Consider the following 12726-nt stretch of genomic DNA (forward strand, 5'->3'; position numbering starts at 1 on the left):
TGCGGAAGCACTCGCCGTCTCTCGGGTGGCCGTTGCGGTGGCCGGGGGAGGCTGTTCTCATGCCGGAAGCGCCGGCACGAGAAACCGAAAGCGACGACCGTGACCGACCTGCTCCCGTTCACCCGCAGCCCGCGGACGATTCACCGCAGCGAGGCGACCGCCTTGCCGGAGGACGTCGCCGGCGCCACGGTGCCCGGGTTCGCCGACGACTTCGAGGCTGTGCTCGACGACACCTCGGTGCACCGCTCGACGATCGGCTGCGTCATCCCGGCATACAACGAGGAGGAGTCGATCGCCCAGGTGATCGAGTCGCTCCTCGGGCAGACCCGCGTGCCGGACGTCATCCACGTCGTCGTCAACAACACCTCCGACGCGACGGTGAGGATCGCGTCGCGCTATGCCGGTCCGCACGAGGTGGTCACCGAGCTCGGCGAGCAGTTCACCGAGGTGTTCGTCCACGACATCGGCAAGAACCCCGACAAGAAGGTCGGAGCGCTCAACTACGGCTACACCCTCGTCGAGGGGTACGACTACCTGCTCGGCGTGGACGGTGACACCGTGGCCGATGCCCAGGCGGTCGAGTACCTCGAGGGCGAGGCGGTCTCCGACACCCGCATCGGCGGCATCTCGGCGATCTACTCGATCGACGACAAGCCGATCAAGGGCGGCATCGCGAAGTTCCTGATCACCGGCCAGCGTGCCCAGTTCGCGGCCTTCAACCTGCACAACCTGCTGCGCGGACGCAACATGGCGGTGCTCGGCGGACAGTTCTCCATCTTCTCGACGCAGGCGCTGCGCGACGTCATGACGCAGAATCACCAGTCCACGCCGTGGGTCAAGGACTCCGAGGTCGAGGACTCGCTGCTCTCGCTGCAGATCAGGAGCGCCGGCTATCTGACCAAGATCAGCCCGTTCGCCCGCGCCGACGTCGGCGGCATGACGACGCTGCGCGCCCTCGACGCGCAGCAGGTGAAGTGGACCTACGGCGCGATCGAGCTGATGTGGCCCGGCCAGCGCGGCGACACCAAGGGCCAGCCGTTCCACCCCAACCTGCGGGTGCGATGGCTCGAGAACTTCGGCATGCTCACGAACCTGTTCGTGCGGGTGGCGTTCGTCGTCCTCCTCGCGGGCTCGCTGTCGATCGGCGCCTTCGTCTTCTCGCCGTGGTGGCTGCTGCCACCGGTGGTGGCGATCGCCCTCAACACGCGCATGGCCCTCACGATGCAGAACCGCGATGCCCGCGACATCCTCTTCGCCGTCACGCTGGTGCCGGCCGAGGTGTACATGTGGCTGCGGCTCAGCTACTTCGCGCGGTCGTGGACCCGGTTCCTCTCGCGCAAGAAGGTCGACAACTGGGCGATGCAGGCCAAGGCCGAGCGCGGCGCGGGCCTCGGCCACTGGACCCCGCTCATCGTGGTCGTCGCCTCGGTCGTCGCCATGGCGATCATCTGGTCGATGCTCGGCCCGATGGTGCAGTCGACCATCCTGTGGATCGGCTGGCCGATCGTCGGGGTCGTGACGGTGTTGCAGACACTGTCCATGTTCTTCAAGCTCATCCGTCGACAGCACGGATACAAGGTCTGACCCGTCACCCGAAGTCGGGTCGGAACTGGGGAAGCGCCGAGGCTGGGGAGCACGGCGCGGGGGAGGAAGGAGAGGGTGCCCGTCTGGGGAGGCGGGCACCCTCCCGACAGCCCGCGGAGGCATCTGCTCGTCTGGGGCGAGCGGATGCCTCCGCCGGGGCTCCGGCGATCAGACGGCGTCGGCGGTCAGCCGATAGCCGACTCCCCGCACCGTTTCGATGTAGCGAGGCTGGGCGGCGCTCTCGCCGAGCTTGCGCCGGAGGTTCGTCATGTGGGCCTCGACCGCGCGCTTGTCGGCGTCGCCGACGAAGTAGCTCGTCACGTACGACTCGCCCCGCAGCACGAGCGTGAGATCGGCCTTGCTGCGCACGCGACGCTTGGACTCGAGGAGCGTCGCCAGCAGATCGAACTCGGTGCGCGTGAGCTCGAGCTCGTCGTCGCCGAGGAGCACGATCCGGTTGTCGGGGTGCAGCCGCAGGTCGCGGTGCACGAGCCATTCGCCGGCCTCGCCGTCGCCCGGGTCCAGGTCGGCCGTCGTCGTCGGCGCAGCGGCGTCAGTCGCCGGGGCTGCGGCATCCGTCTCCGTCGCGAGCGGAACCTGCTCGGCGGGCCGGGTCGGGATCGCGGCCGTCGCCGGGCGGGCGGCGGGGAAGGAGGGGCCGACGCTGCCCTGCGAGGGCGGCGTCGCCGCGGCGGGAGCGGACGCGCGCGAGCGGCGCAGCAGCGCCTCGACGCGGGCGCGCAGCTCGCGCGGGCGGAAGGGCTTCAGGAGGTAGTCGTCGGCGCCCGCGCCCAGCCCCGCGATCACGTCGGCCTCGTCGTTGAGCCCGGTCAGCATGATGATGAACGTGTCGGACTGCGCGCGGATGCGCTTGGCGGCCTCGATGCCGTCGATGCCCGGCATGTTGACGTCGATCGTCGTCAGGAGCGGCTTGTAGGTGAGCACCGCGCGGACGCCGTCGATGCCGTTGCCGACCGAGACGGTCGAGAAGCCCGCGGATTCGAGCACCTCCGCGAGGATGTGGCGGATCTCGGGGTCGTCCTCGATGATGACGGCGGTCTGGAGCTCGGGCGCTGGGGTGCTCATGAAGCGGCTCTCTCGGACGTGTGCGAACGACGAGCGGCGCGGAGCACATCCCCAGCAGCGGCCCCGTCCGCTCCCCTGATGGTACAGGGCGAAGGGAAACTCCTGATCCCGGGTCAGTCCGGTGACCGCCGCGGCGCGTCACGACGCACGCCGGGCCTCAGCCCGCGCGCACCTCGCGGGTGAGCTCCACCGCGGCGGCGGGCCACCACGCGCCCGCCGGCGGACCGCCGTGGCATTCGCCGTCGCTCTCGCCGGGCGGCTTGATCCAGAGGTTGGTGTCGACGACGTCGTCGCCGATCGCGCCGCCGGGCTCACCGACGAGCGCGCCTGGCGGATTGCACCACTCGCCGTCCGACCCGGCGCCGTTGCGCGATGTGTCGATGAGCGCGTGCATGCCGTCCAGGCGACCGGCCAGCTCGTGCGCGAACGCGATCTCGTCGGCCGTCGCGTTGTAGTTCGACACGTTGGTCGCGAATCCGCGGATGCCGCCACCGGCGGCCACCCGCGACACGAGGTCGGCGATCTCGGCGACGGGCAGCCACTGCGAGTGTCCCGCATCGACGTAGATCGACGTGTCGTCCGACCGCAGCGCCTCGGCCGCGTCGCGGAGCTGCCGGACCCGCTCCTCGACGTTGCCGCATTCGGGCGCGAGGGCGAGGCTGTCGGGCTCGAGCACGACGATCGGCGAGACGTCTGCGGCCTCTCGGAGCGCGGCGCCGATCTCGCGCGTCCAGTCCGCGTACGCGTCCTCGTCCAGGCCTCCCGCCGAATGGCCTCCGCAGTCGCGCCCCGGCAGGCCGTAGACGACGACCGCGACGCGGGCGGATTGCGCACGCGCCTCCGCTGCCAGCTGCCCGATCGTCTTCGCCACGTCTCCCGGCGGCACCGCCTCGGGCGTGAGCCAGAACGCCGTCGGCTGCGCGCTCAGGTACTCCGCGGCCGCCTGCTCGGGCGTGCCGGCCGCGGCGCGGGACGCGGCATCCGTCGCCTGAGACAGCTCGGATGCGACGATGACCGTGCCGTGGCCCGGCGGCGTGGCGCCCTGCCCGGCCAGCGCGACCGCGGTGATCGCCGCGGCGCCGCCGAGGGCGACGAGACCCACGGTGGCGACGATCGCCAGGGTGCGTCGCGATGTGGGCACGTACGCGAGCCTACGAGAAACGTCGGCCCAGCCCGGGAGATCAGGCGGTGCGAGGACGCGGGCTGCGCACGCCGGCGGTGGATCCGGTGCGGGGAGACGGCACGGTCCTGGTGACCGTGCGAGGTGTCGTGGCGCGCTTCGACCCCACGACCTGCAGCAGTGCGGCGGCCAGCGGGCTCGCCGATGTCGCCTCGGACTCGAACGCGTCCACCACCACGACGGCGGCAGATTCGAATTCACGGGCCTTGTCGAGTGCGGCGCGACGCTGCGCGACCACGCGGTCGGCGGCGGCGTACTGCGCACGGAGTCGCTCGCGGTGGGTCTCCTCGACGCCGGGTCGCGCGGCGGTGCGCTCGAGGGCCTCGGCGGCGCGGGACCGGGCGACCACGCTGATGCGCAGCTCGCGCTCGGCGAGCTCGCGGGCGGTGCGGCTCGCGTCGCGGGCATCGGCGAGCTCGGCGCGGATGGTCTTCGCGGAACGGGTGGCGGCCATGGGGTCCTCCTGGGTCGGGTGTCGTGCGGGTCGGGTGCGGTGCGGTCGGGTGACGTGCGGTCGGCGATGCCGTGGACCGGCACACCACTCCAGAGCCGCGGCATCCGGTTTTCGTACATCCGTCGCCCGGCAGTTGCTGAGAGCTCCCGATGTGTACGTGTCAAGGTCATTCCGCAGAAACCCGGCGGGCCTAGGCTGGCCTCGACATGAAGGTCATCTCGTACAACCTGCGAAAGCATCGCGCGGTGGGGGAGCTCGTCCACCTCGTCGAGCGTCACGGTGCCGACGTGCTGTGCCTGCAAGAGGCCGACACGAGCGACATCCCCGACGAGATCTCGGGTCTGCGGCTGGCGGACTCGACGCAGCGCAACCGCCTGGGCCTCGCGGTCTACTACCGCGAGAACACCTATCGCGCCGTCGACGTGCGGGCGCTGGCTCTCAAGAAGTCGCTGCACGACCGCGTGCTCAAGCCCGCCGAGGAGCGTCTGCTCGGCGTGAGGCTGCACGACATCGACGAGAACACCGACCTCATCGTGGCCTCGTTCCACGCAGCCCCGCTCACCGCGCTGAACTCGCTGCGCCGACACCAGATCCGCACCGCGCTCGGCGAACTGCAGCAGCTGGGCGAGGGGCTGCCGGCGCTCATGGTGGGGGACTACAACTACCCCGTCTTCAAAGAGCGGCTGGGTCAGCACATCCGCGAGCAGGGGTACGAGCTCAACCTGTCGGACTCGCGCACCTACACGCGGTACCGCTTCTTCCGCGGGCACTACGACTTCGCGACCTCCGTCGGATTCGAGATCGACCGCGTGCGCACGCTCCCGCAGGGGCTCAGCGACCACCTGCCGATCCTGGTGACGGCCCACCCCGCCGCCGGTGTGCGACGGGTGATCGAGATCGCCGACCCCGAGGCGGCGGCCGCCGGCGGAAAGACCGGCGCGGCCTGACCTCGCCGGGGAGGTTCCGACTCGCGGTCCCGCGGTCCCGCGGTCCCGCGGTCTCGCGGTCCCGCGGTCCCGCGGTCGTAGAGCCCCGCACCCCGCCGTTCCCCGGTCGTTGAGCGAGCGAGGAACGAGCGAGACGAAACGCCTCGGACCCACCGCAGACCTGTGGCTCGACGAGGGTGCCCGGCGGCGGCAGAACCTGGCAACGGCCCCCGCCCCGCCTGACCACTGACAACGGGGCGCCGCGGGAGTACCATTGCCCTCGTGACGAGGGGGATCGTCACGCGCTCCGAACCCGACGGTGCGCAGACCGGGGCCGTTCTCGAGGACGAGGCGACGCCTGTTCCGGCGCGCCACCGGCGCGCGTGGCCGTGGATCGTGGTCGCGCTGCTCACCCTGCTGCTGGTGGGCGGTGTGGTCGTCGGCGCCCTCGCGATGCAGTTCTGGTCGGAGGCGCAGCGGGCGCGCGCCGCGCTGCAACGGGCAGCGGCCGGGATCGAGACGCTGCGCGCCGATCTCGGTGATGCCGACACCGCGCACGTGCGCGCGGTCACCGACGAGGTCCAGGCGAACGTCGCCCTCGCCATCGCGACAGTGGATGGGCCGCTGTGGGAGATCGCGACGAACGTGCCGTTCGTCGGGCAGAACGTCGACGCCGTACGGCGCGTGACCCACGCCGTCGACGTGCTCGTCGAGCGCGCGCTGCCGGTGGGCCTGCAGCTCATGGCGGTCACCGACCTCGACCGGCTCACCGTGGCGGGCGGTGGGATCGACCTCGAGCCCTTCCGGCAGGCGCAGGGCTCGATCCCCGAGATCGCCGCCGCATTCACCGACGCGCAGGCGATCGTCGCGCCGATCGACACCGCCGCGCTGCTCCCCGAGGTCGGCGAGTCCATCGCCGACATCCTGGGTGTCATCGACGTCGCGACCCCGGCCCTCGGGGTGGCCGAGAAATACCTCCCGACGCTGCTCGACATGGCCGGGTCGGGCGGCACCAGGACGTACCTGCTGATCTTCCAGAACAACGCCGAGATCCGTGCGACAGGCGGCAACCCCGCCGCGAGCATGATCGTGACGCTGACCGACGGCAAGCTGGGGTTCGTCGACCAGGCCAGCTCCCGCACGTTCTACGACGCGGGCACCCAGGGAGAGGAGTACGTGCCGCTGCCCGGTGAGACCACGGGCCTCTACCTGCCCACCCTCACCCGGCACTCGCAGGACTTCACGTTCACGCCCGACTTCCCGACGACCGCGCAGCTGTTCCAGGCGTTGTGGGTGCACACGACCGGCGCGACGTTCGACGGCGTCATCTCGATCGACCCCGTGGTGCTCGCGCACCTGCTCGCGGTGGCGGGTCCGGTGACGCTCGGCACGGGCGAGCAGCTCACCGCCGACAATGCCGTGAAGGTCCTGCTCAGCGACGCGTACGAGCGCTTCCCCGTCGGCGCCGACTCGGACGCGTTCTTCGCGGATGCCGCGCGGCAGGTGTTCGACCACCTCACGGCGTCCGCGTGGGATCCGCTGCAGATGCTCGGCGCGCTCGAGCAGTCCGCCGAGGAGCAGCGCATCAACCTCGCCTTCACCGACCCTGCGGCGCAGGCGCTCGCCGTCGAATTCGGCCTCGACGGCGCGCTCGCACCTGACACCGCGACGCAGACACAGGTGGGGATCTACCTGAACGACTCTTCGGTCGGCAAGCTCGAGTACCACCTCGCCACGTCTGTGACCGCGACCTGCGATGCCGCGGCGCGCACCATCACGACGACGATGACCCTTCACAACGGCATCAGCGACGACATCCGCAGTCCGTTCACGCTGGGGTTCCGCAACCGGGGGTTCGGCGTGCCGTCCACCACGATGATCCTCGACGTGCTCTTCTTCGCACCCCCGGGCGCGCAGATCACCCAGACCGTGCCGGCGCGCGGCGACGTCGTGAAGTGGGAGCGCAGCGGCGTCGAGAAGGGCAACACGGCGGTGAGCAAGACCGTGTTCGTCGGCCAGGGCGAGACCGAGACGGTCTCGTTCACCGCCGTGCTCCCCGCCGGCGCCCTCGGCCCGCTGCGACTGCGCTACACCCCGACGGCGTCGTCCACTCCCGTCACCGTCGACGCGAGCTGCGACGAACTCTTCCCGACACCGGATCGGTAGCGAGCGACGCGCGAAGCCAGGCGGAACGTCCCCGGAACCTCCCGAACCCCCGGGGACGTTTCGTCTGCCCGCCGAAGTCCGGCGCCGCGGAGCCCGGACCTCAGCGGGCGAGGATGGTCGGGTCGGGGTCGGACCACTTCTCGATGCCCTGCACGACCCAGAACCCGAAGAACAGCGCGAGGGCGGCCGCTTCGACGATGAGGACGATGGGGATGCCGGAGGCATCGGCCTGCGGCAGCAGCACCACGTAGAGGACCAGCAGCAGCACCAGGCCCACCGCGATCGCCGTGTACAGCACGCGGAAGACGGGCGACGGCTGCGGACCGCGCCGCGGGAAGGCGTTGCGGACCGCGACCGCCGCGAAGAGTGCGAAGAACGCGGTGGTGGCCACGAAGTGCGCCTGGTCGAGGAAGGCCTCACGGGCGAAGGCCCACGTGAGGCCGGTCGCCGCCAGCACGAGCGCCGCGACGAGCAGCGACGGCCAGACGGTCGCGAGCGAGACCTGTCGCAGCGCGGCGAGCACGAGGGCGAGAACCAGGACGAGCACGCCGAGCACGAGGTAGACGGCGACGCCGTTCGCGGCATCCGCTTCATATTCCGTCGGGAAGCAGCGACCGGAGCAGGCGACATCGACGCCGGGCACGGCGCCGGCCGCGACGGTGGTGGGCACCAGTGCGATGAGCGGCGCGAACAGCGCGGCGGCGTCGAGGAGCGCTCGTTCGGCGCCGCGGCCGGACAGTGCGAAGAGAGCCAGCGACACGGCGATGAGCGCCCCGACGAAGACGTTGCGGGCGGGGGTGTAGTAGTAGTCGCTGACCGAGGTCAGCCAGCCGTACGTCGTCGCCGCCTGCGCGATGGCGACGAAGATCGCGACGACGGTGCCGGCGATGCCGATGCGCAGGTAGCGGTAGGTGCGCTCGAGCGACGTCGACGGCGCGGGGGAGGACATGCCGATCACCCTAGCGGCCGCCTGCGACGGCGCCCCTTGAGCGCGATGTCTCCTACACGCGCACCGCGTCGGAGTGATCCCGGTACCAGGCCACGGTTCGCTCGAGTCCGTCCTCCAGCGTGATCTTCGACGTCCAGCCGGCCGCGGCGAGCTTCGACACGTCGAGCAGTTTCTGCGGCGTGCCGTCGGGCTTGGAGGTGTCCCACTCGGTCTCGCCGTCGAAGCCGACCGCGTCGGCGATCGTGTCGGCGACCTCCCGGATGGTGACGTCCGAGCCGGAGCCGACGTTCACCTGCTCTGGTCCGTCGTAGTGCTCGAGCAGATGCAGCACGGCGTCGGCCATGTCGTCGGCGTGCAGGAACTCGCGTCGAGGCGTGCCGGTTCCCCAGTTCGTCACCGATGGTGCGCCCGACGTCACGGCCTCGGCGTAGCGACGGATCAGCGCCGGGAGAACATGCGAACCGCGCGGTGAGAAGTTGTCGTTCGGCCCGTAGAGGTTGGTGGGCATCGCCGAGATCCACGGCAGTCCGTATTGGCGCCGGACGGCCTGGATGTTCAGGATGCCGGCGATCTTGGCGATCGCGTACGCGTCGTTCGTCGGTTCAAGCGCTCCGGTGAGAAGCGCGTCTTCGCGGATCGGCTGCTCAGCGAACTTGGGATAGATGCACGACGAACCGAGGAACGCGACCCGCTCGACCTCGTTCTCCAGCGCAGCGTCGAGCACGTTCGATTGGATGCGGAGGTTGTCGCTCAAGAAGTCGACGGGATACGTGCTGTTCGCGAGGATGCCTCCCACCTTCGCCGCGGCGAGCACCAGGTATCGCGGCCTGATCTCGGCGAGGTAGGCGAAGACGTCGTCGCGGTTCTTGAGGTCGAGTTCCGCGGACGTCCTTCCGACGATGTTCGTGAATCCTGCGCCCTCGAGTCTTCGGACGATGGCCGAGCCGACAAGACCTCGGTGACCGGCTACGTAGAACGGCGCGTCGCGGTCCAGGCCACCGGGCGTGTACTGGACGCCGTCGGTTGCAGCGGTCATCGGCCGACCAGCGACGGCTCGGGGGTCCACGAGGCGAGGTTGACCGAGTCGATCCACTCCGGGCGCTTGTCGAGCGCCTCGATGTCGGCGTCGACCATGAGCCTTGCGAGGTCCTTGCCGTCGAGCGTGGCGTTCCAGCCGAGCTTCTCGGCGGCCCGGGCCGGGTCGCCGATCAGGGCGTCGACCTCGGTCGGGCGCAGGTAGCGCTCGTCGAACTTCACGAACTCGTGCCAGTCGAGGCCCACGTGTCCGAAGGATGCCTCGAGGAAGTCGCGAATCGTGTAGCCCTGGCCCGTCGCGAGCACGAAGTCCTCGGGTTCGTCGATCTGCAGCATCCGCCACATGCCTTCCACGTACTCGGCCGCATAGCCCCAGTCTCTGATCGAGTCCAGGTTGCCGAGATAGAGCTCCTTCTGATCGCCTGCCTGGATGCGGGCGACCGCGCGCGAGATCTTGCGCGTGACGAAAGTCTCGCCGCGCCGCGGAGACTCGTGATTGAAGAGGATGCCGTTCACCGCGAACATGTCGTACGCCTCGCGGTAGTTCTTGGTGATCCAGAAGCTGTAGAGCTTGGCGGCCGCATACGGCGAACGCGGACAGAAGGGTGAGAACTCGTTCTGGGGCGGCGGCGTGGCTCCGTAGAGCTCCGACGTGGAGGCCTGGTAGAACTTCGTGTCGATCCCCGACGACCGCACGGCCTCGAGCAGGCGGACCGTGCCGATTCCCGTCGTATCGGCGGTGTGCACAGGCTCGTCGAACGACACGCGCACGTGCGACTGAGCCGCAAGGTTGTAGACCTCGTCGGGATGGATCTTGACCAGAAGGCTCACCAGACCGGCACCATCGCTGAGGTCGCCGTAGTGGAGGAACAGCCGCGCGCTCGGCTCGTGCGGATCGACATAGAGATGGTCGATGCGATGAGTATTGAAAGTCGACGCACGGCGGATGAGGCCATGGACCTCGTAGCCCTTTCCGAGCAGAAGCTCGGCGAGGTACGAGCCATCCTGACCGGTGATCCCGGTGATGAGTGCACGCTTCACGTCGTACTCCGTCCCCCAGCGACTCGCGGAGGTCGTTCGGCCTCGGCACAAGTCACGGATTCGCGACGCGGGCAGCCAGGCTCGGGTGATCCTGTCGGGAGCTGTCCCCGTTGAGAATAGAGAGACGATACCGCAGGCTGACCACGGAAAACAGGCCTCTTAGATCACAGGGTGGAAGCGCTCGCTCGTCGTTTCCCTCCGTGGGATGCTGCCGCGGAGCGTCTACGGGCGTCCCATGCCGTAGTAGGTCCAGCCGGCGGCGCGCCAGGCGGCCGCGTCCCAGCCGTTGCGTCCGTCGACGACGATGCGACCTCGGGTGAGGGTCGCGGCGTGCTCGGGGGTGAGCTCGCGGCGGTACTCGTCCCATTCGGTCACCATGATGATGGCGTCGGCTTCGCGGAGCGCGTCGTCGCGCTCCGCGACGTAGTTCAGCTGAGGGTGCAGGCGCTGGGCGTTCTCGAGCGCGGCGGGGTCGGTGATCGTGACCCAGGCTCCCAGACCGTGCAGTCGCACGGCGACGTCGAGGGCGGGGGAATCACGGATGTCGTCGCTGTGCGGCTTGAACGCTGCTCCGAGCACCGTCACGTTCTTCTTGAAGACGGATCCGCCGAGTGCCTCGACGACGAGATCGACCGCACGCCGGCGGCGGCGGAGGTTGATGGCATCGACCTCGCGGAGGAACGCGACCGACTCACCGCGGCCCAGCTCTTCGGCGCGGGCGGAGAAGGCGCGGATGTCTTTCGGGAGGCATCCGCCGCCGAACCCGATGCCGGCTCCGAGGAAGCGCCGGCCGATGCGCACGTCGTGCCCGAGCGCGTCGGCGAGCTGCGTGACGTCGGCCCCGGTGACCTCGGCGATCTCGGCCATCGCGTTGATGAATGAGATCTTCGTGGCGAGGAAGGCGTTCGCCGCGACCTTGACCAGCTCGGCGGTCGCGAGGTCGGTGACGATGAACGGCGCGCCGTTGGCGAGGGCCGCGTGGTACACCTCGCGGAGCACGTCCGCGGCCGCCGCACCGGCCTCATCCGGCTCGCCGGTCGTCGAACTGGTCGGAACGCCGACCACGAGCCGGTCGGGGTCGACGGTGTCTTTCACCGCCCAGCCCTCGCGGAGGAATTCGGGGTTCCACACCAGGGTGGCCCCGGTCGCCTCGACGCGCGGGGCCAGCTCGGCGGCGGTGCCGACCGGGACGGTGGACTTGCCGGCCACGACGTCACCCGGTGCGAGGTACGGCAGCAGCCCGTCGATCGCCGCACCGACGTAGGTGAGGTCGGCGGCGTCGCCGTCCTTCTGCTGCGGGGTGCCGACGCCGACGAAGTGCACGGCGGACCCGGATGCCGCAGCCATGTCGGTCGTGAACGTCAGGCGTCCAGCGGCGATGCCCTCGGCGAGCAACGGCTCCAGGTGCGGTTCATGGAACGGTGCTCTGCCGAGCGAGAGCGACCGCACCTTGGCCTCGTCGACATCGATGCCGACCACGTCATGTCCGAGCGACGCCATCGCCGCGGCGTGGACCGCCCCCAGGTAGCCGCAGCCGATGACGGACAGGCGCATGGTCGGTACTCCATCCGCGCGCTGGACAACGCGCACGCACGAGAGGTACCGCGGCGGGATGGCTGGCTGATGACCGATGCGTGACGCATCGGTGCGGCACTGTCGCGCGCAGAGATGCGGGGCGCCGCGGTTTGGTCGCGGCATCCATCTGTCGTAGTATTGATCTTTGGTGTCCGGCTCAGCTGACCCGGCACCGCGAACGTGAGCCCTCCACTGGCGTGTTCCGTCCCTCATCGAGAGGCAGAACCACCCCGGAGTGGGATTCACGAACCTCTCCGTTCGAATCAAGAAAGCAGCACTACTGTGACGCGCACTTACACCCCCAAGGCTGGCGAAGCTCAGCGCGAGTGGCTGGTCATCGACGCGACCGACGTCGTCCTCGGCCGTCTCGCCTCGCACGCCGCCGCGCTCCTGCGTGGCAAGCACAAGGCCACCTTCGCCCCCCACGTCGACATGGGCGACTTCGTCATCATCATCAACGCCGAGAAGGTCGCGCTGACGGGCCAGAAGCTCGAGCAGAAGAAGGCCTACCGCCACTCGGGCTACCCGGGCGGCCTCAAGGCGGTCACGTACTCCGAGCTCCTCGAGAAGAACCCGGTCCGCGCCGTCGAGAAGGCCGTCCGCGGCATGCTCCCGAAGAACACCCTCGGCGCCAACCAGCTGTCGAAGCTCAAGGTGTACCGGGGTGCCGAGCACCCGCACGCCGCGCAGAAGCCCACCGCGTACGTTTTCGACCAGGTCGCCCAGTAAG

At 69.8% G+C, this 12726-nt stretch carries 11 protein-coding genes; 4 read left to right on the forward strand and 7 right to left on the reverse strand.

Translation table 11 applies throughout. The annotated features are described in order from the left end of the window. Window positions 1-99 precede the first annotated feature (99 nt). The gene (locus R8Z57_RS14115; RefSeq protein ID WP_318354408.1) at window positions 100-1584 is read left to right on the forward strand and encodes a glycosyltransferase family 2 protein; all 1485 of its coding nucleotides are present in this window, start codon (window positions 100-102) and stop codon (window positions 1582-1584) included. A 168-nt stretch (window positions 1585-1752) separates the two neighbouring features. On the opposite strand, the gene R8Z57_RS14120 is transcribed toward R8Z57_RS14115, so the two are convergent. The 3 genes from R8Z57_RS14120 to R8Z57_RS14130 form a co-directional block, all read right to left on the reverse strand. Beyond that, on the reverse strand, window positions 1753-2670 hold the full coding sequence (locus R8Z57_RS14120; protein WP_318354409.1) for a response regulator transcription factor: 918 nt from the start codon (window positions 2668-2670) through the stop codon (window positions 1753-1755). Window positions 2671-2827: 157 nt separating this feature from the next. Next, window positions 2828-3811, reverse strand: a complete 984-nt coding sequence (locus tag R8Z57_RS14125) for a glycoside hydrolase family 6 protein (RefSeq protein ID WP_318354410.1) — start codon at window positions 3809-3811, stop codon at window positions 2828-2830. Between the two features lie 40 nt (window positions 3812-3851). Next, window positions 3852-4304, reverse strand: a complete 453-nt coding sequence (locus R8Z57_RS14130; protein WP_318354411.1) for a hypothetical protein — start codon at window positions 4302-4304, stop codon at window positions 3852-3854. 206 nt (window positions 4305-4510) lie between these two features. Here R8Z57_RS14130 and R8Z57_RS14135 point away from each other — a divergent pair, with 206 nt between their 5' ends. Both R8Z57_RS14135 and R8Z57_RS14140 read left to right on the forward strand, forming a co-directional pair. Then, a complete protein-coding gene (locus R8Z57_RS14135; protein ID WP_318354412.1) occupies window positions 4511-5251 on the forward strand; it encodes an endonuclease/exonuclease/phosphatase family protein in 741 nt (246 codons plus the stop codon). 261 nt (window positions 5252-5512) lie between these two features. Then, window positions 5513-7396 carry a DUF4012 domain-containing protein gene (locus R8Z57_RS14140; RefSeq protein ID WP_318354413.1) on the forward strand — a complete coding sequence of 628 codons (1884 nt, stop codon included), beginning with the start codon at window positions 5513-5515 and terminating at the stop codon, window positions 7394-7396. A gap of 100 nt (window positions 7397-7496) precedes the next feature. On the opposite strand, the gene R8Z57_RS14145 is transcribed toward R8Z57_RS14140, so the two are convergent. The 4 genes from R8Z57_RS14145 to R8Z57_RS14160 all read right to left on the reverse strand — a co-directional run bounded on the left by R8Z57_RS14145 (window position 7497) and on the right by R8Z57_RS14160 (window position 11975). Next, window positions 7497-8345, reverse strand: a complete 849-nt coding sequence (locus R8Z57_RS14145; protein ID WP_318354414.1) for a hypothetical protein — start codon at window positions 8343-8345, stop codon at window positions 7497-7499. Window positions 8346-8397: 52 nt separating this feature from the next. Further along, window positions 8398-9381, reverse strand: coding sequence for a GDP-L-fucose synthase (locus R8Z57_RS14150; RefSeq protein WP_318354415.1), 984 nt, complete (start codon window positions 9379-9381; stop codon window positions 8398-8400). Continuing rightward, window positions 9378-10421 (reverse strand): GDP-mannose 4,6-dehydratase, encoded by a 1044-nt coding sequence (gmd, locus tag R8Z57_RS14155; RefSeq protein WP_318354416.1) that lies wholly within the window; start codon window positions 10419-10421, stop codon window positions 9378-9380. Before gmd ends, R8Z57_RS14150 begins: the two co-directional genes overlap by 4 nt. Before the next feature lie 222 nt (window positions 10422-10643). Next, complete coding sequence (locus tag R8Z57_RS14160) at window positions 10644-11975, reverse strand: UDP-glucose/GDP-mannose dehydrogenase family protein (RefSeq protein WP_318354417.1); 1332 nt, start codon at window positions 11973-11975, stop codon at window positions 10644-10646. A 303-nt stretch (window positions 11976-12278) separates the two neighbouring features. Here R8Z57_RS14160 and rplM point away from each other — a divergent pair, with 303 nt between their 5' ends. Then, complete coding sequence (gene rplM / locus R8Z57_RS14165) at window positions 12279-12725, forward strand: 50S ribosomal protein L13 (RefSeq protein ID WP_318354418.1); 447 nt, start codon at window positions 12279-12281, stop codon at window positions 12723-12725. The last annotated feature ends 1 nt before the right edge of the window (window position 12726 follow it).

The sequence above is a fragment of the Microbacterium sp. M3 genome, assembly GCF_033548675.1.
Taxonomy (GTDB): Bacteria; Actinomycetota; Actinomycetes; order Actinomycetales; family Microbacteriaceae; genus Microbacterium; species Microbacterium arthrosphaerae.

What these genes read in the sequence shown, in the direction of transcription:
- R8Z57_RS14120 (WP_318354409.1), bottom strand. Translation starts at nt 2,670, where the DNA reads ATGAGCACCCCAGCGCCCGAGCTCCAGACCGCCGTCATCATCGAGGAC.
- R8Z57_RS14135 (WP_318354412.1), top strand. Translation starts at nt 4,511, where the DNA reads ATGAAGGTCATCTCGTACAACCTGCGAAAGCATCGCGCGGTGGGGGAG.
- R8Z57_RS14150 (WP_318354415.1), bottom strand. Translation starts at nt 9,381, where the DNA reads ATGACCGCTGCAACCGACGGCGTCCAGTACACGCCCGGTGGCCTGGAC.
- R8Z57_RS14160 (WP_318354417.1), bottom strand. Translation starts at nt 11,975, where the DNA reads ATGCGCCTGTCCGTCATCGGCTGCGGCTACCTGGGGGCGGTCCACGCC.
- R8Z57_RS14145 (WP_318354414.1), bottom strand. Translation starts at nt 8,345, where the DNA reads ATGTCCTCCCCCGCGCCGTCGACGTCGCTCGAGCGCACCTACCGCTAC.
- R8Z57_RS14130 (WP_318354411.1), bottom strand. Translation starts at nt 4,304, where the DNA reads ATGGCCGCCACCCGTTCCGCGAAGACCATCCGCGCCGAGCTCGCCGAT.